The sequence below is a fragment of the Variovorax sp. GW531-E2 genome (assembly GCF_059423125.1).
Genome location: NZ_JBWKXQ010000025.1, coordinates 18849 through 44424, shown reverse-complemented (window position 1 = coordinate 44424; position 25576 = coordinate 18849). Strand labels below are relative to the sequence as shown.

The window sequence follows — 25576 nt, the reverse complement described above, 5'->3', positions numbered from 1 at the left end:
TTTCCTCTCAGCGCCCGAAGGCGCGCAGCCCCAGCAGCACCACCACCGCCGCGGCCAGCAGCACGGTGGTGCACTGCCAGAAGAGCACCGGGCGGCGCTCGATCAGCGGCGGCATCCGCGCACTCCAGAACTCCGGGCCCGGCGCGCGCAGGTCGTGCGCGAACTCCGACACCGCCTGCTGCCGCTTCGCGGCCTGCGGGTGCAGCGCCTTCTGCAGCACGGCATCGACCCACGCGGGCAGCTCGGGCCGCAGGTGGCGCACGGGCACATAGCGCAGGCGCCCCACATCGGCTTGCGTGCGGATGCGCGACACCTGCAGGCCGTAGGGCAGCTGCCCGCACAGCATCTGGTAGACGATCGCGGCCAGCGAGAACAGGTCGGAGCGCGCGCTGCCGCCGTGGCCGGTGAAGTACTCGGGCGCGGTGTACTGCAGCGTGCCTTCGATGGCGAGCGCGCGGGCCTCGCCGCTGCCGTCGGCCAGGCCGGCCACGTGGGTCGCGGCCAGGTCGATGATCTTCACGGTGCCGGTGCGGTCGATCATCACGTTCTCGGGCCGCAGGTCCTGGTGCAGCATCTCCTTGCCGTGCAGCGCCTGCAGCCCGCGCGCCAGCTGCGCGACGATGCCGCGCACGCTGTCCAGGTCGGGCCGGGGGTGGTCGACCATCCACTGCGCGAGCGTGTGGCCGTCGACGTACTCCATGGCCACGTACAGGTGCGCGCGGGGGCGCTCGACGGCGCTGGCCTTGAGCACGTGCGGGCTGTCGATGCGCCGCGCCACCCACTCCTCGAGCACGAAGCGGTCGAGGTAGCCGGGGTCGTCGCGCAGGTCGACCGACGGCAGTTTCAGCACGGCGGGCTGGCCGGTGGCGTCGTCGGTGGCCAGGTAGACGTGGCTGCGCGCGCTCATGTGCAGCTCGCGCACGAGGCTGAAGCCCTCGAAGCGGGCCCGCGGCGCCAGCGCCGGCGGCATCGCCAGGCCTTCGCGCTGCAACTGCGCGGGCGGCGCGGCGGCGTCGGGCAGCTCGTCGATGCGCAGCAGCTGCACGGTGATGTCGTCGGTGCTGCCTCGCGTGCGCGCAGCCTCTGCGAGCCAGCGCGCTGCTTCGTCGAAGTCGTCTGCGTGCAGCGCCAGCGCCTCGTGCACGGCGGCGGCGTCCAGGTGCGTGTAGGCGCCGTCGGTGGCCAGCAGGTAGACCTCGCCGACCTCGGCTTGCCAGCAGCGATGGTCGATTTCGACATGGGTGCCCGCGCCCAGCGCGCGCCCGAGGTACGACTCGGCCGACGACACGCGCACGCGGTGGTCCTCGGTGAGCTGTTCGAGCGCGCCGGCATGCAGCCGGTGGATGCGCGCGTCGCCCACGTGCAGCAGGTGCGCGTCACGGCCCTTGAGGATCAGCGCGCTGAAGGTGCAGACGTAGCCGCTGTCCTTGTCGAAGCGCGCGTCGCTGCGCATCGTCTGCGCATGCAGCCAGGCGTTGGTGGCGCCCAGCACGCGCTGCGCCGCGCGCTGCACCGACCAGGTGTCGGAGGTCGCGTAGTAGTCGTCGAGAAAGCCGCGCACGGCGGCCGCGCTCGCCACCTGGCTCACGCGGCTGGAGCCGATGCCGTCGGCCAGCGCCACGGCGATGCCCTTGGAAAGAAGCAGCGCGCCCTCGGGCAGCATGGCGCCGTGGAAGTCCTGGTTGACCGGCGCGTGAAGCCCCGCCAGCGAATGCTGGCCGAGCGTCACGCGCAGCTGCTTGCGCGGCGGCGCGGGCATGCGAACGATGCGGTGGCTCAGCCGGCGACGCGCTTGGCCGCCGTCTTGTAGTGCGTGGCGTACAGCGTGAGGCCCACGAAGGTCAGGCCGCCGACGAGGTTGCCGACCACGGTGGGCAGTTCGTTCCAGATCAGGTAGTCCATGAAGGTGAACTTGCCGCCCAGCATGAGGCCGGCGGGGAACAGGAACATGTTGACGATCGAGTGCTCGAAGCCCATGTAGAAGAAGACCATCACGGGCATCCACATGCCGATGGCCTTGCCCGACACGGTGGTCGACATCATGGCCGCGACCACGCCGGTCGAGACCATCCAGTTGCACATCACGCCGCGAATGAACAGCGTGAGCATGCCGGCCGCGCCGTGCGCCGCATAGCCGACGGTGCGGCCTTCGCCGATGTGGCCGAGCTTCTCGCCGATGGCGTTGGGCGCCTCGCTGAAGCCGAAGGTGAAGATGATCGCCATGAACACCGCGACGGTGAGCGCGCCGGCGAAGTTGCCGACGAACACCAGGCTCCAGTTGCGCATCACGCCGCCCCAGGTGGCGCCGGGGCGCTTGTCGAGCACGGCCAGCGGCGCCAGCGTGAAGACGCCCGTGAGCAGGTCGAAGCCCAGCAGGTACAGCATGATGAAACCGACCGGGAACAGCATGGCGCCGACCAGCGCATTGCCGGTGTTCACGGTGATGCTCACGGCGAAGGCCGCGGCCAGCGCGAGGATGGCGCCGGCCATGTACGAGCGGATCAGCGTGTCGCGCGTGGACATCAGCAGCTTGGATTCACCGGCGTCGACCATCTTGGTCACGAATTCGGCAGGGGCGAGGTAGGCCATTCGGGGTCCTTGGAGAGAGGCTGAAAAAAACGGAAGAGGGCGAAGCGGCGTCAGGCGAGCGCGACGAGCACGCGGCCGTCCTCGACGCGCACCGCATGCGCGCGCACCGAGTGCTCGGGCGCCTCCAGGCATTCGCCGCTGCGCAGGTCGAAGTGGTTCTTGTAGAGCGGCGAGGCCACGACGATGCGCTCGCCCAGGCTGCCGACCAGCCCGCGCGAGAGCACGCTGGCGCCGGCCTTCGGGTCGACGTTGTCGATGGCGAAGAGCGACGGCCCCTGGCCGACGCGGAAGATCGCGACATGCACGCCGTCGACCAGCGCGCACACGCCGGTGTCGGGGAGGATGTCGCCGGCGGCGCACACGGCGGTCCAGGTCTGGGTGTCTGTGGTCATGGTGGGTTTTCTTCCTTGTGGGTCGCTCAGGCTTCGCTGGTTTCGCGGCGCTCTTCGGGGCGTGCGGGACGGTTCTGGCCGCGCTCCTGCACGAAGACGATGTGCTCGTCGGGCTTCTCGCTGTTCACGAAGGAGCGGAAGCGCTGGCGCGTGGCGGGGTCGTTCACCGCGGTCTTCCATTCGCACTGGTATGTGTCGACCACGTGCTGCATCTGCGCCTCGAGCTCGGCGCCCAGGCCCAGCGTGTCCTGCAGCAGCACGCCCTTGAGGTAGTCGAGGCCGCCCTCGAGGTTCTCGCGCCAGGTGCTGGTGCGCTGCAGGCGGTCGGCCGTGCGCACGTAGAACATCAGGAAGCGGTCGATCATGCGGATGAGGTCGGCCTTGCTCAGGTCGCTCGCCAGCAGCTCGGCATGGCGCGGCTTCATGCCGCCGTTGCCGCACACATAGAGGTTCCAGCCCTTGTCGGTGGCGATGATGCCGACGTCCTTGCCCTGCGCCTCGGCGCATTCGCGGGTGCAGCCCGACACGCCGAACTTGATCTTGTGCGGCGCGCGCAGGCCCTTGTAGCGGTTCTCCAGTTCCACGGCCAGGCCGACGCTGTCGTCCACGCCGTAGCGGCACCAGGTGGAGCCCACGCAGCTCTTCACCGTGCGCAGCGACTTGCCGTAGGCATGGCCCGACTCGAAGCCGGCGGCGATTAGTTCTTCCCAGATGGCCGGCAGCTGCTCGACGCGCGCACCGAACATGTCCACGCGCGCACCGCCGGTGATCTTGGTGTACAGGCCGTACTTCTTCGCGACCTGGCCCACGGCGATCAGGCCCTCGGGCGTGACCTCGCCGCCGGGCATGCGCGGCACCACGGAGTAGGTGCCGTCCTTCTGGATGTTGCCCAGGAAGTAGTCGTTGCTGTCCTGCAGGCCGGCCAGGTCTTTCTTGAGCACGAACTCGTTCCAGCACGAGGCGAAGATGCTCGCGGCGGTCGGCTTGCAGATGTCGCAGCCCAGGCCCTTGCCGTGCTTGGACAGCAGGTCGGCGAAGCTGCGGATCTCGCCCACGCGGATGAGGTGGTACAGCTCCTGGCGCGAGTAGGGGAAGTGCTCGCACAGGTGGTTGTTCACGGCCATGCCGCGCTTGGCCATTTCCATCTTCATGACCTGCGTGACCAGCGGCACGCAGCCGCCGCAGGTGGCGCCGGCCTGGGTGCAGGCCTTCATCTCGGCGGGCGTGCACACGCCCTGGCCCACGGCCTCGCAGATCTGGCCCTTGGTGACGCTGTTGCAGGAGCAGATCTGCGCGCTGTCGGGCAGGGCCTCGACGCCCAGGCCCGGCTTGGCCTTGCCGTCGCTGGACGGCAGGATCAGGAACTCGGGCTCGTCGGGTAGCGCGATGCCGTTGAGCGCCAGCTGCAGCAGCGTGCCGTACTCGCTGGCGTCGCCGACCAGCACCGCGCCCAAGAGCTGCTTGCCGTCTTCGCTCACCACGATCTTCTTGTAGACCTGCTTGCGCTCGTCGATGTACTGGTAGGCGCGCGACTTCGGCGTCTTGCCGTGCGCGTCGCCGATGCTGGCCACGTCGACGCCCATCAGCTTGAGCTTGGTGCTCAGGTCGGCGCCGGTGAAGGCCGCGTCGTCCTGGCCGGCGATGTGGCGGGCGGCCACGCGCGCCATGTCGTAGCCCGGCGCGACGAGGCCGAAGGTCTGTTCGTTCCACGCCGCGCATTCGCCGATGGCGTAGACGTTGCGGTCGCTGGTGCGGCAGTGGCTGTCGATCGCCACGCCGCCGCGCGGGCCCACGGCCAGCAGGCTCTGGCGTGCGAGTTCGTCGCGCGGGCGGATGCCGGCGGAGAACACGATCATGTCGGTCTCCAGGTGCGTGCCGTCGGCGAACACCATGCGGTGCCGCGCGCTCGCGCCGTCGACGATCTCCACCGTGTTGCGCCCGGTGTGCACGTGCAGGCCCAGCGCCTCGATGCTGCCGCGCAATGCACGGCCGCCGCCTTCGTCGACTTGCACCGCCATCAGGCGCGGCGCGAACTCGACCACGTGCGTTTCCAGGCCCATGTCGCGCAGCGCCTTGGCGCATTCCAGGCCCAGCAGGCCGCCGCCCACCACCACGCCGCTGCGCGACTTGGCGCCGCAGGCCTTCATGGCGTCCAGGTCCTCGATGGTGCGGTAGACAAAGCAGTTCGGCCGGTCGCGGCCCGGCACGGCCGGCACGAAGGGGTTGGAGCCGGTGGCCAGCACCAGCTTGTCGTAGGCGATGACCTCGCCGTCGGCCGTGGTGACGGTGTTGTTGCGCCGCTCGACGGCCACGGCCCGCGCGGCCAGGCGCAGCGTGAAGCCGCTGCGCTCGAAGAAGCCGGGCTCGACCAGCGACAGGTCGTCGGCCGTCTTGCCGGAGAAGTATTCGGACAGGTGCACCCGGTCGTAGGCCGGGCGTGGCTCTTCGCACAGCACGGTGACCTGTGCGTCGGGAATGCCGAGCGTGTGGAGTTGCTCGAGGAACTTGTGGCCGACCATGCCGTGGCCGATGACTGCGATCTTCATTGGGGGTCCTGCACGCAACCGGCCCTGGAAGGCGCCCCCTCAGCCGCTGTCGAACAGACAGCGTCGTTGGGGCCCCCGCGACGGAACGGATGCGAAATGGGTTGGAGCAGACGAACCGGCGGCGGGCGGCCATCGGTGCGCTTGAACCCCGCCGTCGTTAGCGGAGGCACTGCGAACCCGCCGCAGAAGCCGGTGGGTCGCAACCCTGTTCAGCAATAAGCGTGCCGCGCTCAAAAGCCCGTGCGGCGGGCCTCATCGGCCGGTGGCGCACCGAAAGCGGACCGGCGCCGGCGCGCCGCGCACGGGCGTCGTGCGCCGGCGCTCTCCGCATTGGTGCGCCGGGGTTGAAGGGCGGATGGGGGCGGCGGCGCCGGTGCGCGGGGCTTTTCCGTATGCTCGGGGCCTTGCAACGCAGGGCGAACGCCCCCACGAACCTCGAAGAACTTGCCATGTGCGGCTCCGAACTCCATTCCCTCCCTGAAGGTGTCCAGCGCGTCTCCCGCGTGCTGCAGGACGCCGGCCATCCCCATGCGCCCCGCATGCTCGACGACGCCTGCCGCACCGCGCAGCAGGCCGCCGACGCGCTGGGCATCTCGGTCGGGCAGATCGCCAAGAGCATCATCTTCCGCCGCAAGAGCGACGAGGCGGCGGTGCTGGTCATCACCTCGGGCGACAAGCGCGTCGACGAGAAGAAGGTCGATGCCATCGTCGGCAAGACCGGCCGCGCCGACGCCGACTTCGTGAAGGCGCGCACCGGCTTCACCATCGGTGGCGTGTCGCCGGTGGGCCATGTGACCAAGCCCGTGGTGCTGATCGACCGCGAGCTGTTCCGCTTCGAGGAGATCTGGGCCGCCGCGGGTCACCCGCACGCCGTGTTCCAGCTGCACCCGACCGATCTCGAGAAGCTCACCGGCGCGCCGGTGGCCGACGTGGTGTGAACTTCGACGAAGCGCATGCGCTCGCCGAGCGCGCCGGGACCGTGCAGCGCATGGCGGGCGAGGTGCCCTCGCCGTGCTCGTCGGTGTGCCGCATGGACCGCCTGAGCGGCTTCTGCGAAGGGTGCCTCCGCACCATCCCCGAGATCGCCGGCTGGAGCAAGATGGAAGACGACAGCCGCCGCCAGGTGTGGCGCGCGATCGAACTGCGGGCCCAGGCCGGCATCTGGCGCGTGCCCGAACCCACCACAGGAGACCACGACGCATGAAGCACATCGACTTCTATCTCGATTTCATCTCGCCCTACGCGCACCTGGCGTTCGAGCACCTGCCCGAGGCGCTTGAAGGCCTGAGCGTGAGCGTGGCCTACAAGCCGGTGCTGCTGGGTGCGCTGCTCAAGCACCACGGCCAGCTCGGGCCGGCCGAGATTCCTTCCAAGCGCAGCTGGACCTACCGCCACGTGCTGTGGCTGGGCCAGGCGCACGGCATCCCCATCGAGATGCCGGCCTCGCACCCCTACAACCCGCTGCCGCACCTGCGCCTGGCGGTGGCCACGGGCGACGACGGCAGCATCAGCCGCCTCGCGGCCGAGACCCTCTTTCGCCATGTGTGGCGCGGCGGCGAAGAGGCGGGCGATGCCACGCGGCTGGCTGCGCTCACCGCGCAGCTGCAACCGAAGCGCGACGTGAACGGCGACGACAACAAGGCCCTGCTCAAGCGCAACACCGACGAGGCCGTGGCGCAGGGCGTGTTCGGCGTGCCGTGCTACGTGGTCGACGGGCGCCTGTTCTGGGGCTTCGACGGTCTGGCGATGCTGCGCGCCTACCTGCAGGGCGATGCCTGGTTCGACGGTCCGCAATGGACCGGCGCCGACCAGCGGCCCTCGTTGCTGCGCAAGAGCTGAGGCTTTTTTGCTGCTTCGCAGCAAGGACTGAGGACAAACCCGCGCAGGGTCCTTGTTTCTTACAAGCTGAAACGAGCAGCGCGGGTTTCACCCTAAACCGTAAGCGCCCGTTCAGTTTCGCGAAAGCCTCGGGTCAGTCGCGCCTCCAAGAATGCCCCACGGTCCCGAATGCCGGGAACCGATGGACGCATACATACACACCAGGAGACGACGATGGCAGCCACGCTAGATTCAAGGGGAGTGCCGCATCCGGCCCCCCGGCCCATGTCCGCGGAGGAGAAGAAGGTCATCTTCGCCTCCTCGCTCGGCACCGTGTTCGAGTGGTACGACTTCTATCTGTACGGTTCGCTCGCCGCGATCATCGCGAAGCAGTTCTTCAGCGGCCTGGATGCGGGCGCGGCCTTCATCTTCGCGCTGCTGGCGTTCGCCGCCGGCTTCCTGGTGCGTCCGTTCGGCGCCATCGTGTTCGGCCGCCTGGGCGACATGATCGGTCGCAAGTACACCTTCCTGGTGACGATCCTGATCATGGGCCTGTCGACCTTCATCGTCGGCCTGCTGCCCAGCTACGCGACCATCGGCGTCGCGGCGCCGGTGATCCTGATCGCGCTGCGCATGCTGCAGGGCCTGGCGCTCGGCGGCGAGTACGGCGGTGCTGCCACCTACGTGGCCGAGCACTCGCCGCACGGCAAGCGCGGTGCCTACACCTCGTGGATCCAGACCACGGCCACGCTCGGCCTGTTCCTGAGCCTGATTGTGATCCTGGGCGTGCGCACCTGGCTCGGTGAGCAGGCGTTCGGCGAGTGGGGCTGGCGCATTCCGTTCCTGGTCTCCATCCTGCTCCTGGCCATCTCGGTGTGGATCCGCCTGACGCTGTCGGAGTCGCCGGCCTTCCAGAAGATGAAGGCCGAGGGCAAGACCTCGAAGGCACCGCTCGCCGAATCCTTCGGCCAGTGGAAGAACCTGAAGATCGTGATCCTGGCGCTGATCGGCCTCACGGCCGGCCAGGCCGTGGTCTGGTACTCGGGCCAGTTCTATGCGCTGTTCTTCCTGACGCAGCAGCTCAAGGTCGATGCGACCACGGCCAACCTGATGATCGCCGCCGCGCTGCTGCTGGGTACGCCCTTCTTCGTGGTGTTCGGCACGCTGTCCGACAAGATCGGCCGCAAGCCGATCATCATGGCCGGCTGCCTCTTGGCCGTGGTCACCTACTTCCCGGTCTTCAAGATGCTGACCGAAGCCGCCAACCCCGACCTGGCCCGTGCACAGGCCACGGCCGGCGTCACCGTGACGGCCGACCCGAAGACCTGCTCGTTCCAGGGCAACCCCGTGGCCCGCGAGATCGACTTCAAGAGCTCGTGCGACATCGCCAAGCGCTACCTGGTGCAGAACTCGGTGAGCTACGAGAACGTGGCCGGCGCGCCTGGCTCCGCGGCCGTCGTGAAGATCGGCGACAAGACCGTCGAGGCGCCCACCGGCGTGGTCGCGAACTCCAAGTTCGACGAGACCAGCGTCAAGGCCATCGCCGCCTTCAAGAAGGGCGTGGCCGAAGACCTGAAGGTCGCCGGCTACCCGTCCAAGGCCGACCCCGCCAAGATCAACAAGGTGCTGACCATCGTGTTGCTGTTCTGGCTGGTGCTGCTGGTGACCATGGTCTATGGCCCGATCGCCGCGATGCTGGTCGAGATGTTCCCCACGCGCATCCGCTACACCTCGATGAGCCTGCCGTACCACATCGGCAACGGCTGGTTCGGCGGCCTGCTGCCGACCACCGCCTTCGCCATCGTGGCCTCGACCGGCAACATGTACAACGGCCTGTGGTACCCGATCATCATCGCGGGCATCACGCTGGTGATCGGCACGCTGTTCATCCGCGAGACCAAGGACGTGGACATCTACGCCAACGACTGATCGGCGGCATCTGGAGGGGGCCGCGCGGCGGCTGCCCTCCGTTCAACAAAGAGGCTTCATGCCCCGCGGCATGAGGCCTTTTTCTTGAGCCCTCTTCCTCCCCCTTTGCAACTTCTCAGGAGACAGTACCCATGTGGAAAATCGTTGTCGGCTTCGTCATCTTCGCCGCCATTGCCCTGTATGTGATTTCGATGGGCGGCGACAAGATCGACATGTCCGGCGAGAAGCACGGCGGCGACACGACGCACGCCCCCGCACCGGCGGCCACGCCGGCGCCTGGCGCATCGGCACCGGCCGCCGCGGCTTCCGCCGCGAAGTAACGCAACGGGGCGCGCGTCAGCGCTTGAAGCGGCCTTCGCTGATGATCGCGAGGTCCGCGAAGTCGATGCCGCTGTGGTCCTGGGGCGAGTAGCTCACCTCGAGCCCGCCGCTCAGGTCGTTCCGGCCCGTTGCCCCGGTGACGGTCAGCATCGTCGTGGTCAGCGGATCTCCGAACGAGCGCTCACAGCGGGAGCACCTGCGTGATGGTCGCGCTTACGCTGTCCTAGTCCATTCCTTGATGAACCCCACGGCCGCGTTGTTCGACAGCGCGGTGATCTGCGCTGCAGAGCTTGTTGCCCGCAGTGCCTCAGCCGACCCATAGCATCGCCTGCGCGTTGACCTTGATGCGTTGCAGAACGATCGCGCTGTAGCCGGACTTGCTGCAGTTGGTCAGCGCCACCAGCATCAACTGGAGCAGTGGCGCTCCCTTGGAGGGTGCCGAGTTTTTCTCGTTTGCACTCCGGAAACCTTCCTTCGTTTGATGCCAACAAAAAAGTCACGGAGATCGTGGCTCTCCAATCAGGCAGGCAGAAGGCTTCAAACGATCTCAGCCAATGATGTGCGTGCGTTGCTGCGCCGCCCGGATTCTCGACACCAAGCGCCGACCCGATGCTTGTTTCTCGACATCCTTTGCGTAAGCCGTTCGAACTCAAAGCTGACACCCATGCCCCACGTAACCCCCTGCGACCAGTGCTCCCAAACTGGGCTGCCGATTCTGTTTACGCGCTATGCCGCAGCCTTCAGCGCAAGCCAAAGCGGAATGGCCGCACTTGAGGCACTCAAGACGGCCGGCACACTCAAAACCCGGCCGAGCGGTGTCACCCTCAAGGGCTCCATTTGCAACGTTCGCATGCTGCGTACCGGCTATCTGTATATCCGGCTGGAAACGGAGATACGGTATCCCGAGTGGCTTGGCTATGCCGTGCATCCGCATGGCTATCTCACCAAGTTCGACATCGAGCACCCGGAGAATGCATCTGCAGAGCCGGCTTGCCGCCCCAATGAGTGGGGCGCCAACCGCTGTCTGGTGTGGATCAAGGATGTCGATGCCATCACCAAGCTCCATTTCATGTTCCACCCTGACCCGGTTGACCCCGATCACCTCAAGACGGTGATCGGCAAAGAGCCGACAAGGTTCATGCAGAGTTTCGATGTGGCGGGCTGGGCCAAGGGCAACGTCAATCAGGACGACACCATGCTGCCCGCGACCCTGGACGTCATGCTCATGGAGTTCAAGGCCATGTCCGACGAGACCTTGCTCAAGGCGGGTAGCGAGCAACACTATGGACTGATGGGCTCAGGCGTCGAGCGCCAATGGGGAACGCACACCGAAGTGAAGTACGGCAGGCATGTTTCCGAGGGCTACCGCACCGACAAAACCAGCCCCGATCCCGGCGACCACTACCCGACAGGAACAGGCCCAGTGGGGCCGGCCCGCAGTGGTGCCTATTTGCACGAAACTGTCGATCTGCCGTACCGCGTGGCCCATGGCCCACGCCTTGGAAAAATGGCCGAATACCTCAAGGCCAACAAGGGGGCAGTGCTTGCCTGCGAAGACCCCATTGGCGTTGCACAAGAACTGGCGTTGCATCTGCCGACCGCCGCCGTTCCCTACATCGCATGGCTCAAAGAGATAGACGGTACCGACACCAAGAATCCCAAAGTCACCAACCAGTGGAAGCAGGCAGCCTCTGAGACCATCAAGACCATGCAGGGGGCTTTCCAGAAAAAAGCCATGGGCCTGTATGACGAGAGCACCGACAAGCTGCAAGCCCGGCGCGCCGAACTGGAACGCCTGTCCCAATGGCCGCCGGCACAGATGCAAGAGCGTCAACCAGACGGCACCTACAAGCAGGTTCCGGGCAAGGTGTTTATTCAAAACCGCATCAAGGAGATCGATGAGCAGATTCGATTCCGGACGAGCCACCGCGACATCGCCAGCAGCATCGAAGGGATGAATGCCATGGCAAAGACGTTGGCCCACTACGACGCAGACGAGCGGGCGAAGTTCGACGCGGCGCACGCCAGGCAGCTCAAGGATCGCAACGATGCGATGGACAAGCTCACGGAAGACTTGATTGCCTGCATTTGTCACAAGTCCTTTTACGAGCAGAGCTTGGGACGCTACCGCCGCGACCAACATGGCCTGGACGTAGGAGACGGTGTGCGTTGCGCCGCGCAGTTGTGCGCCGTGCTCTCTCCGATGGACTCCAGCCCGCGCGGGCGCCAGTGGTATGGCGGCCTTGACTTGTTCGACCCCTCTCCCCAGAACATTGTCTGGCGCATGGCCAGCCTCAACAACGATGAAGTGACCAAGGAGTTGCAGGTCGCCATAGCCAGCCTGACCCATACCCTGCCGGCGGCCAGCAGTGCCGAGTCCGTCGCTTCCGTCGAGGAAAAAATGCGGCGCCAAAAAGCCTACGCCGACATGGTTGCAGCGCTGGGGCGCGTGCCAAAGACCATCAAGGCCGGTCAAAGCATCATCGACAACGCCAGGAAAGCCATAAACCCCAACATCCCTGCGATGCATCGCGTCCGGGCCTTGCAGCAGATCGTTAAGACGGCCGAGGCAAACATCCATGCCGTGTGGTGTTCTGCCGTCGTGCTCTTCCTGGAAAAGTATCCCGTCACCGAGTGGGAGCGCAAGCTGGCGGCGGCGCAGCTGACCGCCATGGCGACGGGGCTGGGCAAGAACGCCGCCCAGATGGCGAACGCGGACAAGCAACTCGAACTGGAAAAATTGCAAGACAACCGCGTCTATCAGGGCAACAAGAGCCCGTCAGACGCGGCACGAAATTTGAAGCGTGAGATGTTGCGTGGCGCAGAAAAGGTTGACGAGCGCGCGAGCCGCTGGACTGCCAGAAGCGGTGGCCCCGACAAGCTGGCCGTGGGGCGACGGCTGCCTTCGGTGCTGGCCTCGATCGAGATATTCAGCCTGCTGCCCGTCATTGCGCACGCCAATGAACGCGGCGACGACCCGCGTGCCGGCTCCATGGCTGCTGCGGCGCTGGTCACGGTCGTGGGGCACGTACAGACCATGAACCACAGTTTCTACGAAAAGGGGCTGCTCGCAGCGGCAGAGGCTGAATTGGGGTTGGCCGCAAAGACGCCGACTATTGCAAAGGGCCATGCCACCTACATACAGCGACTGACGCAATTGAACGAGGCCAGCATCAGTGAGATTCGCATGCTGAAGGTGGGGGCCGCACACTATGTGGCGGCCGCTTCGATCTGGGGCGTGGTATGGGATGCGGTGGATGCGACCAAGGCAGGGAGAAAAGGGGACCGCGATCTCATGCGTTCCTATGTTGCGCGCTCCGTTGCCGGTCTTGGCGCCATCAGCGCAAGCATCAGTGCCGCGATCTGGTACGAGAGGGCCTACGTCGTACTCTGGTGCACCCGCGTGACCGTTGTCAGTGCAGCGATCACAATTGCCGCAACCATTGTGATCGAGCACCTCAAAGAGAAGGAGTGGATCGTGTGGCTGGAAGCCCAGCCCTTCCGAAGAGGCAACAGTCGGGAGTACCCGCACTCCAGCGAAAACAACATGCTTGCGCGGCTCTCCAATGCCATTGCGGACATGGAGTAAAGCGAGCTATGTTCAAAACAGAGTTGAGTTACGCCCAGGAAGTGCGGAGCACGGGAACGCAAAGGGCGCTGGCCTACTACGCCGATATCAACGAGCACACGCGGTTCTACGAGCCGCACGAAGGCCCCAAGCCTCGCGATCTCAATACGCCTAAGCCAACGAACAGGGAAAAACAGCAAGAGCCTGTCTTTTCCAAGCCCAGCCTATCGGGCAAGAGGGTGCTGTTTGATTTCAACGAGCACTTCATCGAAATGAGCAACGGGGGAGAGGAGTTGCGGTCACTGACGTTCATGTTGTTGACGATGGCTGGACTGATGATTTGCTTGCCGGCGTGCGCATTTTTGGCATATTTCTATTGGCACGGTGTGCTCGATTGGTTCCTGGGCCTGTTGGTCTTGGTCGCATGTTTTTTCCTCTACCTCGCTTGGCGGACCATCTTCACCGCCATCTTCTTTACTGCGCTGTGTCCACGCTACCGGTTCAATCGCACCTCCGGAAAGGTCTACGTGCTGCGGCCTGAAAAATTCGGCGGCAATGCCGTGCTGGATTGGTCTCGCGTGCAGGCCCATGTGCAATGGACACCGCCCAAGTCGTGGATGCCCGAAGAACTGGAGCAGAACCCCCAAGCTCGAGAGGAGCGTTTGCTGTCTGCTTTCAGGGGCGACGGCAGCCTAGTTCTTTACTGGCCGCCGTTGGACGACAACGACGCCAAGCGAAAGGGCGAAGACATTCTGTGGGTTGGCCCCATAGGAAGCGGCGAGCCACTCTGGCAGTACATCCGCACCTTCATGGAGCAAGGTATGCAGGCCGTACCCCAGCCTGATCTCAACAATTGGCTGCGCAAGGGCTTCAGCAATTCAGGTGGCCACCTTGAAGAAAACGTCATGCACGCCAGTCACCGGCGTGACGCGATCGAAGGCAAGGGCATCACGGGAATGACGGCACTCAACTATGCGGCCAACGCGCCTTGGGCCCCCTTGCATTCGTTGGCCGAACGTCTTTGCTACTGGCCGACGTTTCCCGTCGAGTGGAACAGTGACTGCGGTCGAAGGCGGCGTGAGCGCGGACTCGGACCAGAACTACCGTTGCGCTGGGAGGTGGGATCGTGATGATCGAGTCATGGTCAGGAATGAATTGGGTTACGCCAAGCAAACCGCCGTACAGGCACGCAAGAGGCGCCAAGCGCAGCTGGCGTCTTTTGACAACCGCGGTCTTCAGGTGAATGGCAGCGGCCCGCCGGATGCCAACCGGTGAATCGTCCAAGTAGGGTTTCGCGGCGCAGTGCTCAGCGCTTGAAGCGGCCTTCGCTGATGATCGCGAGGTCCGCGAAGTCGATGCCGCTGTGGTCCTGCGGCGAGTAGCTCACCTCGAGCCCGCCGCCCAGGTCGTAGCCCTTGAGGCTTTCGAGCGCCGCCAGCACCTTGGCGCGCGTGGGCTTGGGGCCCGCGCGGCGCAAGGCCTCCACCAGCACCTTGGCCGAGGCGAAGCCTTCGAGCGCGGCCGGTGACAGCTCGCCCTGGCCCTTGGCGCGGGCGAGCGTCAGCGCCTCCTTCACCATCGGCTGGCCCATCGAGCGCTCGCTGGGGAACACCTGCGTCACGATCACGCCGCGGCTGGCGTCGCCCAGCTGCTTGATGAAGCCCGACGAGGCGTTGTTCGACAGCGTGACCACCTGCGCCGCCGAGCCCGCGGCGCGCAGCGCCTTGATGCCGTCGACCACCGCCACGCCCGAGCCGATCCACACCACCGCCTGCGCATCGGCCTTCATGAGGGCGGGCACGATGGTCTTGTAGTCGGGCTTCTCGCGGTCGGCCGGCACGGTCGCGATCGGCTGGGCCTTGCCCTTGGTGAAGCCGTTCATCGCGCCCTGCAGCGCGTCGGCGCCGAACGAGTCGGTCACGTGGACCACGGCGATGCGCGTCAGGCCGATGGTCAGCAGGTGCTGCACCGCCTTCTCGGCCTCGCGCTGGTAGGTGGCGCGCACGTTGAACACGTGCTTTTGCAGCGGCTTGTGCAGCACCATCGCGCCGGTCGAGGGGCCGATGAGCGCCACCTCGTTCTTGTCCAGGTACGGGATGATGGCCTGCGAGTGCGGCGTGCCGCGGCTCATGAAGAGCGCGAGCACCTTCTTGTCCTCGATCAGCACGCGCGCGTTATCGCCCGCGCGCTTGACGTCGAAGGCGTCGTCCATGCGGATCACCTCGATCTTCTCGCCATGGATGCCGCCCTGGGCGTTGGCTGCGTCGATCACCAGCTGCGCGCCGCCGATGGTCTCGTTGACGCTCGCGGCCACCGAGCCGGTCATGCCGGCGGTCTGGCCGATCACGATCTGGGCGGAGGCGCCCATTGCGCACAGCGCCAGCAGGGCGGCCACGCCGAGCGCGTGCCGTGAACCTGCCACTTTCTTCTTCGTCATGAAAGCCTTTCGGAGCCTTCGGGAGACTCGCTGAACAATTGTGAAAACAAATGTCGCATTTGTTTCATAAAGTGTCTTTGGACGCATCCAGACAAACCCCTGCGCGGGCGCCGCCCATGCGCCGGGGTGGGCGAAAGCGTCACGAAGCACTCCCTAGAATGTTTGCCCCACCCCCCAAGGCACTCATGACACAGGGCTCCATCCGGATTCGCGGCGCGCGCCAGCACAACCTCCAGAACCTCGACCTCGACATCCGCACCGGCGAGATGACCGTGGTCACCGGGCCCAGCGGCTCGGGCAAGTCGAGCCTCGTGTTCGACACCCTCTACGCCGAAGGCCAGCGCCGCTACGTGGAGACCTTTTCCGCCTACGCGCGCCAGTTCCTGGACCGCATGGACAAGCCGGCCGTCGACAAGGTGGAGGGCGTGCCGCCCGCCATCGCCATCGACCAGACCAACCCGGTGCGCTCCTCGCGCTCCACGGTCGGCACGATGACCGAGCTGAACGACCACCTGAAGCTGCTCTACGCGCGCGCGGCCCAGCTGTTCGACCGCGAGACCGCGCTGCCGGTGCGCCACGACTCGCCCGACAGCATCTATGCGCAGATCGCCGAGCGCGCGGCGGCCGCGGGCGACCCGCGCATCGTCATCACCTTCCCGGTCGAACTGCCGGCCGGCACCACGGCCGAAGAAGTGACGCAGTGGCTGTCGGCCAGCGGCTTCACGCGCGTGCAGGCCGAGCGCGAGGTGGCCACGCCCACCGGCCCGCGCAAGGTGCTCGACGTGGTGGCCGACCGCTTCCGCATCTCGAGCGCGGAGCGCGCGCGCGTGGTCGAGGCGATCGAGGTGGCGCTCAAGCGCGGCAGCGGGCGCGTCACCGTGCACGCGACCGGTGCGGACGAGAACGCACCCACCGACGTGTGGAAGTTTTCGACCGGCCTGCATTGCCCGGAAAGCGACATCCGCTACACCGACCCCATCCCGTCGATGTTCTCGTTCAACTCGGCGGTGGGCGCCTGCGACACCTGCCGCGGCTTCGGCCGCGTGATCGGCGTCGACCTGGGGCTCGTGATCCCGAACGACAAGCTCACGCTGCGCGCCGGCGCCATCAAGACCATCCAGACGCCCGCGTGGAAAGAGGCGCAGGACGACCTCATGCGCCACGCCGAGGCCGCCGGCATTCCGCGCGACACGCCGTGGAACAAGCTCACCGAGGAGCAGAAACATTGGGTGATCGAAGGCACGCCCAATTACAAGGACGGCAACTGGAACAAGCAGTGGTACGGCGTGCGCCGCTTCTTCGGCTACCTGGAGAGCAAGGCCTACAAGATGCACATCCGCGTGCTCTTGTCGAAGTACCGCAGCTACACGCCGTGCCCCGTGTGCAGCGGCGCGCGCCTGAAGCTCGACCCGCTGCTGTGGCGCATCGGCAGCAAGGACGACGCCGACGCGGTGCTGCCGCCTGAAAAGCGCTTCCTGCCCACCGGTGCGAAGTGGAGCCGCGCGCAGCTCGAGGCGCTGCCCGGCCTGTGCCTGCACGACCTGATGCTGCTGCCCATCGAGCGGCTGCGCAAGTTCTTCGACCGCGTGGAGCACCACGGCAACGGCAGCCCTGCCAGCGAAGGCGAGGCGCAGGCGCTGAAGCTGCTGTTCGAGGAAATCACCACGCGCCTGCGCTACCTGCACGACGTGGGCATCGGCTACCTCACGCTCGACCGCCAGAGCCGCACCTTGAGCGGCGGCGAGGTGCAGCGCATCAACCTCACGACGGCGCTGGGCACCTCGCTGGTGAACACGCTGTTCGTGCTCGACGAGCCCAGCATTGGCCTGCACCCGCGCGACATGAACCGCATCACCGAGGCCATGCTGCGCCTGCGCGATGCCGGCAACACGCTGGTGGTGGTCGAGCACGACCCGGCCGTGATGCTCGCGGCCGACCGCGTGATCGACATGGGCCCCGGCCCCGGCGCGCGCGGCGGGCAGATCGTGTTCGACGGCGGCACCGACCAGCTGCGCGACGCCGACACGCTCACCGGCCAGTACCTGGGCGGGCGCAAGAAGATCGGCATGGGCTTCAAGCGGCTCGTGAGCGAGAACACGCACCGGCTCATCCTCGAAGGCGTGCGCGAGCACAACCTGAAGAACATCACGGTCGACTTTCCGCTCGCGCGCCTCGTGTGCGTGACCGGCGTGAGCGGCTCGGGCAAGTCGACGCTGATCCAGGACGTGCTGGCACCCGCGCTCATGCGCCACTTCGGCAAGGCCACCGAGACGCCGGGCGCGCACGACCGCATGCTCGGCGCCGATCACCTGGGCGACGTGGTGTTCGTCGACCAGTCGCCCATCGGCAAGACCGCGCGCTCCAACCCCGCGAGCTACGTGGGCGCGTGGGACGCCATCCGTGAAATCTTCGCCACCGCGGCGCTGTCGCGCCAGCGCGGCTACACGGCGAGCAAGTTCAGCTTCAACTCCGGCGACGGGCGTTGCCCGACCTGCGGCGGCTCGGGCTTCGAGCACGTCGAGATGCAGTTCCTGTCGGACGTGTACCTGCGCTGCCCCGACTGCGACGGCAAGCGCTACCGACCCGAGATCCTCGAAGTGAAGATCGAGCGCAAGGGCCGCGGCTACAACGTGGCCGACATCCTGGAGCTCACCGTGGCCGAGGCCGCGGCATTGTTCGACACCGACCGCGACGTGCTGCGCGTGCTGCAGCCCATCGTCGACGTGGGCCTGGACTACGTGAAGCTCGGCCAGCCCGTGCCCACGCTCTCGGGCGGCGAGGCGCAGCGCCTGAAGCTCGCGGGCTTCCTGGCCGAAGCGGCCAAGAGCGCGACCGCGAGCCGCCAGATGGTGGCGCGCAAGGGCACGCTGTTCCTGTTCGACGAGCCGACCACCGGCCTGCACTTCGACGACATCGCGCGGCTCATGCGCGCGCTGCGCAAGCTGCTCGACGCCGGCCATTCGCTCATCGTCATCGAGCACAACCTGGACGTGATCCGCGCCAGCGACTGGCTCATCGACCTCGGCCCCGAGGGCGGCGAGGGCGGCGGCCAGGTGGTGGCCGAAGGCACGCCCGAGCAGCTGCGCGAGAACCGCGCCTCGCTCACCGGCGCGGCGCTGGCCGACTACGAACTGGCCGTCGGCCCCGGTGCCTACAAGGTGGCCGAGCGCGCCGCGCGGCGCTACATCGCCAACGCGAAGACCGCGCCCGGCGGCAACGCCATCGAGATCGTCAATGCGCGCGAGCACAACCTGAAGAACCTCAGCGTGGACATTCCGCGCGGCAAGTTCAGCGTGGTGACGGGCGTGAGCGGCTCGGGCAAGTCGACGCTGGCGTTCGACATCCTGTTCAACGAAGGCCAGCGCCGCTACCTCGAATCGCTCAACGCCTATGCGCGCAGCATTGTGCAGCCCGCGGGCCGGCCCGAGGTGGACGCGGTGTACGGCATTCCGCCGACCGTGGCCATCGAGCAGCGCCTGTCGCGCGGCGGCCGCAAGAGCACGGTGGGCACCACCACCGAGGTGTGGCACTTCCTGCGCCTGTTGTACGTGAAGCTGGGCATCCAGCACTGCGTGCACGACGGCGCCGCCGTGCAGCCGCAGACGCCCGACAGCATCGCCGCGCAGCTGATGCGCAACTTCAAGGGCCAGCACATCGGCCTGCTCGCGCCGCTGGTGAGCAACCGCAAGGGCGTGTACACCGAGCTGGCCGACTGGGCGCGCCCGCGCGGCTTCACGCACCTGCGCGTGGACGGCGACTTCCTGCCGACCACGGGCTTCCCGCGCATCGACCGCTTCAAGGAGCACAGCATCGAGCTGCCGGTGGCCAGCCTCGACGTGCTGCCCTCGCAGGAGAACGAGCTGCGCGCGGCGCTCACCAAGGCGCTCGAGCACGGCAAGGGCGTGGTGCATGTGCTGAGCGAACTCGACGGCCTGCGCGCCGCCATGATGGCCGGCGTGTCCGCCGTGGGCATCGGCCGCGTGCAGGTGTTCTCCACGCTGCGCGCTTGCCCGGTGTGCAGCACCAGCTACGCCGAGCTCGACCCGCGCCTGTTCAGCTACAACAGCAAGCACGGCTGGTGCCCCGACTGCGTGGGTACGGGCGTGAAGCTCAGCAAGGACCAGCGCAAGGTCTTCGACGATTCGATCCGCGACGACGACAGCAAGGGCCGCGAACAGACCTTCGCCGAGCCCGAGGTCGAAGACCTCGCCGACGTGGCTTGCCCGACCTGCGAAGGCACGCGCCTGAACGCCACCGCGCGCGCCGTGGGCTTCGGCACCGCGGCCGACGGCTCGGGCGGCATCGGCATCACGCAGCTGGCGCGCATGAGCGTGACCGAGGTGCGCCAGTGGTTCGAAGGGCTGGTGCTCAACGGCCGCGAAGCCGAGATCGCGCGCGACCTCGTGCCCGAGATCAAGAGCCGCCTCGAATTCCTCGAAGAGGTGGGCCTGGGCTATCTCACGCTCGACCGTGGCGCGCCCACGCTCTCGGGCGGCGAGGCGCAGCGCATCCGCCTGGCGGCGCAACTGGGCAGCAACCTGCAGGGCGTGTGCTACGTGCTCGACGAGCCGACCATCGGCCTGCATGCGCGCGACAACCAGATCCTGCTGAACGCGCTGCACAAGCTCGGCGAGAAGGGCAACACGCTGGTGGTGGTGGAGCACGACGAAGACACCATCCGCCGTGCCGACCACATCATCGACATCGGCCCGAGTGCCGGCAAGCGCGGCGGCCGCCTCGTGGCCGAGGGCACGGTGGCCGACATCCAGAAGGCCGGCGATTCGCAGACCGGCCGCTACCTGCGCGATGCCATCAAGCATCCGCTGCAGGCGCGCCGCCTCATTCCCTCGCCCGACCCGAAGGTCGAAGACAGCGGCAACTGGCTCACCGTGCACGGCGCCGACCTGCACAACCTGCAGGACGTGACCGCCACGCTGCCGCTGCACCGCCTCGTGGTGGTCACGGGCGTGAGCGGCTCGGGCAAGTCGACGCTCGCGCGCGACGTGCTGCTGGCCAGCGTGCAGGGCATCGTGGTGCAGCGCATGACCAAGGCCGGCCGTGACGCCGATGCCGCGGGCAAGCGCCCGGCCTGGGTCGGCTGCCGCGGCGTCGACGGCTACGAGGTCATCGACCGCGTGCTCGAGGTCGACCAGACGCCCATCGGCAAGACGCCGCGCAGCTGCCCCGCCACCTACATCGGTTTCTGGGACACCATCCGCAAGCTCTTCGCCGACACCCTCGAGGCCAAGGCGCGCGGCTACGGCCCGGCGCGCTTCAGCTTCAACACCGGCGAAGGCCGCTGCCCGGGCTGCGAAGGCGCGGGCGTGCGCACCATCGAGATGAGCTTCCTGCCCGACGTGAAGGTGCCCTGCGAGGTCTGCCACGGCGCGCGCTTCAACCCCGAGACGCTGGCCGTGAGCTGGCGCGGCAAGAGCATCGGCGACGTGCTGAAGATGGAGGTCGACGAGGCGGTGGCGTTCTTCGCCAGCATGCCCAACATCGCGCATCCGCTGCAGCTGCTGAAGGACGTGGGCCTGGGCTACCTCACGCTGGGGCAGCCGTCGCCCACGCTGTCGGGCGGCGAGGCGCAGCGCATCAAGCTGGTGACCGAACTGAGCAAGGTGCGCGACGACATCACCCGCCGCGGTCAGAAGGCGCCGCACACGCTGTACGTGCTCGACGAGCCGACCGTGGGCCTGCACATGGCCGACGTCGAGAAGCTGATCCACGTGCTGCACCGGCTGGTGAACGGCGGCCACAGCGTGGTGGTGATCGAGCACGACCTCGACCTGATCGCCGAAGCCGACTGGATTCTCGACCTCGGACCCGAGGGCGGCAACGCCGGCGGGCGCATCGTGGCGGCGGCGCCGCCGGAGGAGGTGGTGCGATTGGGTACGCACACCGGGGTGGCGCTGGCGCCTGTTCTGGCGCGTTGATAACGTTGTGCGTTGAAGGTGCGGGAAATTCGCCGCACCGCTTCGCGTCAATACTGCAGCGCGTATCCCAGGAGCCATTCCATCGTGCCTTTGCCTTCGCAGTCGGCCTGGTTGGATGCGAAATGATGGACCCTGGTGTTGTCAAAGCAGCGATACAGGGGAATCGTGTTGGCTTGTGGCGATTGGAATACCCAGCCAGCAGTCCTCAGTCTTGTGTAGCCGCTGCAGGTGCCGTTGTTTGTCAGCAGGTTGTCGGGATGCCCTGGCCAGTTGCTGGTGCATTCTTCGAGCTGGGATGACGCGAACTGGGCTGGCGCCTTCGTCATGAGGTAGCCCAGGAACTTGTCCATCGCAAAGGAGGTGTAGTTGCCGGGGACCGGCGCGACGGTGCTGCGCATGTCGTTGGCGGCCGAGTTGTACCAGCGGCTCAATGCAATACCCACTTGAGGGCTGGCAGGTGAGGTTCCCACGGTCATCGTGACATCCCGGAACACGAGATAGCGTTTGTCGAAGCTTTCGCTGGGGTGTTGGTAGGTGTGGGTCACCAGGAACGGACTGACGAACTGATTGCTGCTGTCCTGGTTGCTCAGAATGCTGAGATAGGCGAACAGGTCGGACTGTCCGGTGGGGGCGCTTCGGTCCCACTGTTGATAGTCCGCGACCCAGAGCGGTTCTTTCAGGCGCGTGAAATTCGTTTTGTCCGCGGCGAAGGAAATCTTGACGCCGCCGAAGCTGTTGTTCTGCCCGGGCGGATAGTTGATTGAATCGGACGCCAGCAGAACCGTCTGGTTCTGGTCGACCCAGCGACCTGAAGCGACACCCAGGATGGCGTCGGTGGCGTTCCCCGGGGACGAGGTGTCGGCGGCGAGAAGTGCCGTCGCGCGCCCCGCGAGCCCAGGCTCCGTCCACGTGCCGCCAAACCACTTTTTCCAGTTTCCTGCTTGCGGCGAAGTGATCGGCGCCCGGGCGACGATGGTCCGCCAATCGGAAGCCCGGAGGCAGTAGGCATAGTAGTAGCCGTCGCCGCCATCCACCACCGTGCAATCGCCCTCGCCGGTGATCTTGTTCGGTGCGAAAGTGTCGGAGCCCGAGATGATCTGCTGGGGCGTGGTCCACGATACGCCGCTGTCGGCCGAGGTCGAATAGGCCATCGATTTGCGTGTTTGGCCGGCGTTGTAGTTGCACAGGGTTTCGGAGTGAACGAAGCCCTGGATCAGGCTGCTGGGGAGGCGCTTCGTGTCGGCCAGCCATCGGCCGCAATCGGAAAATCCGTCGGCGGCACCACTGCTGAGCGTGGGGATCGGTGTTATCGCTCCGCCCATGCTCCATGGTTCGAGGCCCGTCGCATAGTTGCTGGTAGCGTTCGCGGAGAAGCCGCGACGCTCGTTGTTGGACAGCTTGACCTGACTGAATGTCGTGTCGAGGTCGCTGCCGACGGCCCCTCTCACAACCAGTGGCCTGCCAACTCGGATGCTTATGCAATCGATACAGAGCGATTGAGAGACCGCATTGCCCATGAACGAAAGGCTCAGAATCGACAAGAGTAAAGCTTTGTGCGGCAATTTCATGAAGTATTCCCTCTATGGTTTTGAAGGCGGCCCCATCGAATGACGTTGTCCGAGGCTCGGCCACAGTGATTGTGCCTAGACGCCCTTTCGCGGCATACCCCGGATGAGTGGACGTCTCGCTTTGGGCGAACAGGAAGCGCACAATGGCTTGAACCCTTGGCGCAGGCGCATCCTGAATCAGCCATGGTGGAGACCGTGTGAACGGATGAAGCGCCGTGCCGGGGGCTACGCAAGGAGCCGCGCCATGACCCGCTTCATCGATGTTCACAGCCTGGTTCGCCTGGTGGATGAGACCGGCGTCCCGGAATTCCTCGTCACGCTGGCCGACGCGCTGCGCGACGACTTCCTGCGATGGCGCGAGTTCGACAAGAAGGCGCGCGTGGCCAGCCATTCGCACCTGGGCGTGATCGAGCTCATGCCCGTGGCCGACGATGGCGCCTATGCCTTCAAGTACGTCAACGGCCACCCGCACAACACGCAGGTCGGCCTGCCCACGGTCATGGCCTTCGGCGTGCTGGCCGAGGTCGACACGGGCTACCCCGTGCTGCTGTCCGAACTCACGCTCACCACCGCGCTGCGCACGGCCGCCACCTCGGCCATGGCCGCCAAGGCGCTGGCGCGGCCCGATGCGCGCAGCCTGGCGCTCATCGGCAACGGCTCGCAGAGCGAGTTCCAGGCGCTGGCCTTCCATGCGCTGCTGGGCATCGAGCAGGTGCGCGTGTTCGACATCGACCCGCGCGCCACCGACAAGCTGGTGCGCCACCTCGCGGCCTGCACGCCGATGGAGATCGTGCGCGCCGAGTCGACCGCCGAGGCGGTGCGCGGCGCCGACATCGTGACCACCATCACCGCCTACCAGGGCCATGCGACCGTGCTCACGCCCGACATGATCGAGCCCGGCATGCACATCAACGCCGTGGGCGGCGATTCGCCCGGCAAGACCGAGCTGCATCCCGACGTGCTGCGCGGCGCGCGCGTGTTCGTCGAGTACGAGCCGCAGACCCGCATCGAGGGTGAGATCCAGCAGCTGGCGCCCGATTTCCCGGTGCACGAGCTGTGGCGCGTGCTGCTGGGCGAAGTGCCCGGCCGCGAGCGGCCGGAGCAGGTCACGGTGTTCGACTCGGTCGGCTTCGCGCTGGAGGACTACACGGCGCTGCGCTGCATCCAGCAGCTGGCGCTGGAGCGCGGCGTGGGCCGGCAGATCGCGCTGGTGCCCGAGCTCGACGACCCGAAGGACCTGTTCGGTCTCACCGCCTCGGGGCGGCGCCGGGCGGTGCTGCGGCGTGCGGCATGATGGCAGGCCCTGTCGTCACGCCCTTCGCCGCTTCATGCTCACCATCTACAACGACCAGCACGCCCTGCACCAAGGCCAAGTCGAAATGTTCCGGGGCGAGCTGGTGCCCTGCTTCGAGGTGCCCGCGCGCGTCGACCATGTGAGGCACGAACTCGAGCGCCGCGGCCTCGGCCCGCTGCAGGCGCCCGACGCGTTCGACGACGCGCTGCTGGCGAAGGTGCATGCGCCGCGTTACCTCGACTTCATCGCCCATGCCTGGGACGAATGGGTGGCGCTCGACGCCGCCAACGCCACGCGCGACGCGCTGCCCTCGTACTGGCCCACGCGCGGCATGCGCACCGACGTGCTGCCGAAGAGCTTTCCCGCGCGCCTGGGCCTTTTTTCGTTCGACGCCGGCACGCCGCTGATGGCGGGCAGCTGGGCCGCTGCGCGCCATGGCGCGGCCTGTGCGTGGACGGCGACGCAGCGTGTCATCGGCGGCCAGCGCAGCGCCTTCGCACTCACGCGTCCGCCGGGCCACCATGCGGGCGCCGACTTCTTCGGCGGCTACTGCTTCGTCAACAACGCCGCCGTCGCCGCGCAGGCGCTGCGCGATGCGGGTGTCGAACGCGTGGCCGTGCTCGATGTCGACTACCACCACGGCAACGGCACGCAGGCCATCTTCTACGAACGCAGCGACGTGCACTTCGCCAGCCTGCACGGTGACCCGCTCACCGACTACCCGTACTACCTGGGCCACGCCGACGAGCGCGGCGCGGGCGCGGGCGAGGGCTTCAACCACAACCTGCCGCTGCCGCGCGGCACCGACTTCACGGCCTGGCGCGCGGCGCTGCGCACAGCGCTCGACGGCATCGCGAAGGTCAAGGCCGGCGCGCTCGTGGTCTCGCTCGGTGTCGACACCTTCGAGGGCGACCCGATCTCGGGCTTCAAGCTGAAGAGCGACGACTACCTGCGCATGGGCGAAGACCTCGCGCGCGCTGGCGTGCCGACGGTGTTCGTGTTCGAGGGCGGCTATGCGGTGGCCGAGGTGGGTGTGAACGCGGTCAACGTTCTCGAAGGCTTCGCGCAAGCCGCGGGCTGAGGGGGCGAGTAGCCCTGGCGACAGCAGTCGGGTGAGCCCCGATTGCTGCACCGGGCGGGGCAGGGCCCAATGCGCGGCTCGATCCACGCTTCAGGAG

At 66.8% G+C, this 25576-nt stretch carries 17 protein-coding genes; 10 read left to right on the top strand and 7 right to left on the bottom strand.

Features of this window, described 5'->3' with window-relative positions; genetic code table 11:
• Positions 1 to 7 precede the first annotated feature (7 nt).
• From AC07XP_RS16230 to nirB, 4 genes are read right to left on the bottom strand one after another with little or no spacing between them, the layout of a single operon-like run.
• Positions 8 to 1759, bottom strand: a complete 1752-nt coding sequence (locus AC07XP_RS16230; RefSeq protein WP_495265250.1) for a bifunctional protein-serine/threonine kinase/phosphatase — start codon at positions 1757 to 1759, stop codon at positions 8 to 10.
• Between the two features lie 17 nt (positions 1760 to 1776).
• The gene (locus AC07XP_RS16225) at positions 1777 to 2589 is read right to left on the bottom strand and encodes a formate/nitrite transporter family protein (protein ID WP_095746910.1); all 813 of its coding nucleotides are present in this window, start codon (positions 2587 to 2589) and stop codon (positions 1777 to 1779) included.
• Between the two features lie 50 nt (positions 2590 to 2639).
• The gene (gene nirD / locus AC07XP_RS16220; RefSeq protein ID WP_495265249.1) at positions 2640 to 2981 is read right to left on the bottom strand and encodes a nitrite reductase small subunit NirD; all 342 of its coding nucleotides are present in this window, start codon (positions 2979 to 2981) and stop codon (positions 2640 to 2642) included.
• A 26-nt stretch (positions 2982 to 3007) separates the two neighbouring features.
• Positions 3008 to 5527 (bottom strand): nitrite reductase large subunit NirB, encoded by a 2520-nt coding sequence (gene nirB, locus AC07XP_RS16215; RefSeq protein WP_495265248.1) that lies wholly within the window; start codon positions 5525 to 5527, stop codon positions 3008 to 3010.
• Between the two features lie 449 nt (positions 5528 to 5976).
• On the opposite strand from nirB, the gene AC07XP_RS16210 reads away from it, so the two are divergent.
• From AC07XP_RS16210 to AC07XP_RS16190, 5 genes are all read left to right on the top strand, one after another.
• Complete coding sequence (locus tag AC07XP_RS16210; RefSeq protein ID WP_062477348.1) at positions 5977 to 6465, top strand: YbaK/EbsC family protein; 489 nt, start codon at positions 5977 to 5979, stop codon at positions 6463 to 6465.
• Positions 6462 to 6731, top strand: a complete 270-nt coding sequence (locus AC07XP_RS16205) for a DUF1289 domain-containing protein (RefSeq protein ID WP_487850281.1) — start codon at positions 6462 to 6464, stop codon at positions 6729 to 6731. Before AC07XP_RS16210 ends, AC07XP_RS16205 begins: the two co-directional genes overlap by 4 nt.
• A complete protein-coding gene (locus AC07XP_RS16200) occupies positions 6728 to 7366 on the top strand; it encodes a 2-hydroxychromene-2-carboxylate isomerase (RefSeq protein ID WP_095746907.1) in 639 nt (212 codons plus the stop codon). Before AC07XP_RS16205 ends, AC07XP_RS16200 begins: the two co-directional genes overlap by 4 nt.
• 213 nt (positions 7367 to 7579) lie before the next feature.
• Entirely contained in the window at positions 7580 to 9274 is a 1695-nt protein-coding gene (locus AC07XP_RS16195; RefSeq protein ID WP_062477354.1) for an MFS transporter, read from the top strand.
• A 131-nt stretch (positions 9275 to 9405) separates the two neighbouring features.
• On the top strand, positions 9406 to 9594 hold the full coding sequence (locus tag AC07XP_RS16190; RefSeq protein ID WP_056577413.1) for a hypothetical protein: 189 nt from the start codon (positions 9406 to 9408) through the stop codon (positions 9592 to 9594).
• Between the two features lie 16 nt (positions 9595 to 9610).
• On the opposite strand, the gene AC07XP_RS16185 is transcribed toward AC07XP_RS16190, so the two are convergent.
• Positions 9611 to 9745 (bottom strand): hypothetical protein, encoded by a 135-nt coding sequence (locus AC07XP_RS16185; protein WP_495265247.1) that lies wholly within the window; start codon positions 9743 to 9745, stop codon positions 9611 to 9613.
• Between the two features lie 514 nt (positions 9746 to 10259).
• Between AC07XP_RS16185 and AC07XP_RS16180 the strand changes: the two genes are divergently transcribed.
• Both AC07XP_RS16180 and AC07XP_RS16175 read left to right on the top strand, forming a co-directional pair.
• A complete protein-coding gene (locus AC07XP_RS16180) occupies positions 10260 to 13184 on the top strand; it encodes a T6SS effector BTH_I2691 family protein (RefSeq protein ID WP_495265246.1) in 2925 nt (974 codons plus the stop codon).
• Positions 13185 to 13192: 8 nt separating this feature from the next.
• Positions 13193 to 14293: an MFS transporter gene (locus tag AC07XP_RS16175; protein WP_495265245.1), complete on the top strand. Its 1101-nt coding sequence runs from the start codon at positions 13193 to 13195 to the stop codon at positions 14291 to 14293.
• A gap of 176 nt (positions 14294 to 14469) precedes the next feature.
• Here AC07XP_RS16175 and AC07XP_RS16170 read toward each other — a convergent pair whose 3' ends face one another.
• Positions 14470 to 15600, bottom strand: a complete 1131-nt coding sequence (locus AC07XP_RS16170; protein ID WP_495265244.1) for an ABC transporter substrate-binding protein — start codon at positions 15598 to 15600, stop codon at positions 14470 to 14472.
• Positions 15601 to 15785: 185 nt separating this feature from the next.
• Here AC07XP_RS16170 and uvrA point away from each other — a divergent pair, with 185 nt between their 5' ends.
• On the top strand, positions 15786 to 21536 hold the full coding sequence (uvrA, locus tag AC07XP_RS16165; protein WP_495265272.1) for an excinuclease ABC subunit UvrA: 5751 nt from the start codon (positions 15786 to 15788) through the stop codon (positions 21534 to 21536).
• A 47-nt stretch (positions 21537 to 21583) separates the two neighbouring features.
• On the opposite strand, the gene AC07XP_RS16160 is transcribed toward uvrA, so the two are convergent.
• Complete coding sequence (locus tag AC07XP_RS16160; protein WP_495265243.1) at positions 21584 to 23104, bottom strand: hypothetical protein; 1521 nt, start codon at positions 23102 to 23104, stop codon at positions 21584 to 21586.
• A gap of 244 nt (positions 23105 to 23348) precedes the next feature.
• Here AC07XP_RS16160 and ocd point away from each other — a divergent pair, with 244 nt between their 5' ends.
• Both ocd and AC07XP_RS16150 read left to right on the top strand, forming a co-directional pair.
• Complete coding sequence (ocd, locus tag AC07XP_RS16155; protein WP_492745087.1) at positions 23349 to 24398, top strand: ornithine cyclodeaminase; 1050 nt, start codon at positions 23349 to 23351, stop codon at positions 24396 to 24398.
• Between the two features lie 34 nt (positions 24399 to 24432).
• Positions 24433 to 25479 carry a histone deacetylase family protein gene (locus AC07XP_RS16150; RefSeq protein ID WP_495265242.1) on the top strand — a complete coding sequence of 349 codons (1047 nt, stop codon included), beginning with the start codon at positions 24433 to 24435 and terminating at the stop codon, positions 25477 to 25479.
• The last annotated feature ends 97 nt before the right edge of the window (positions 25480 to 25576 follow it).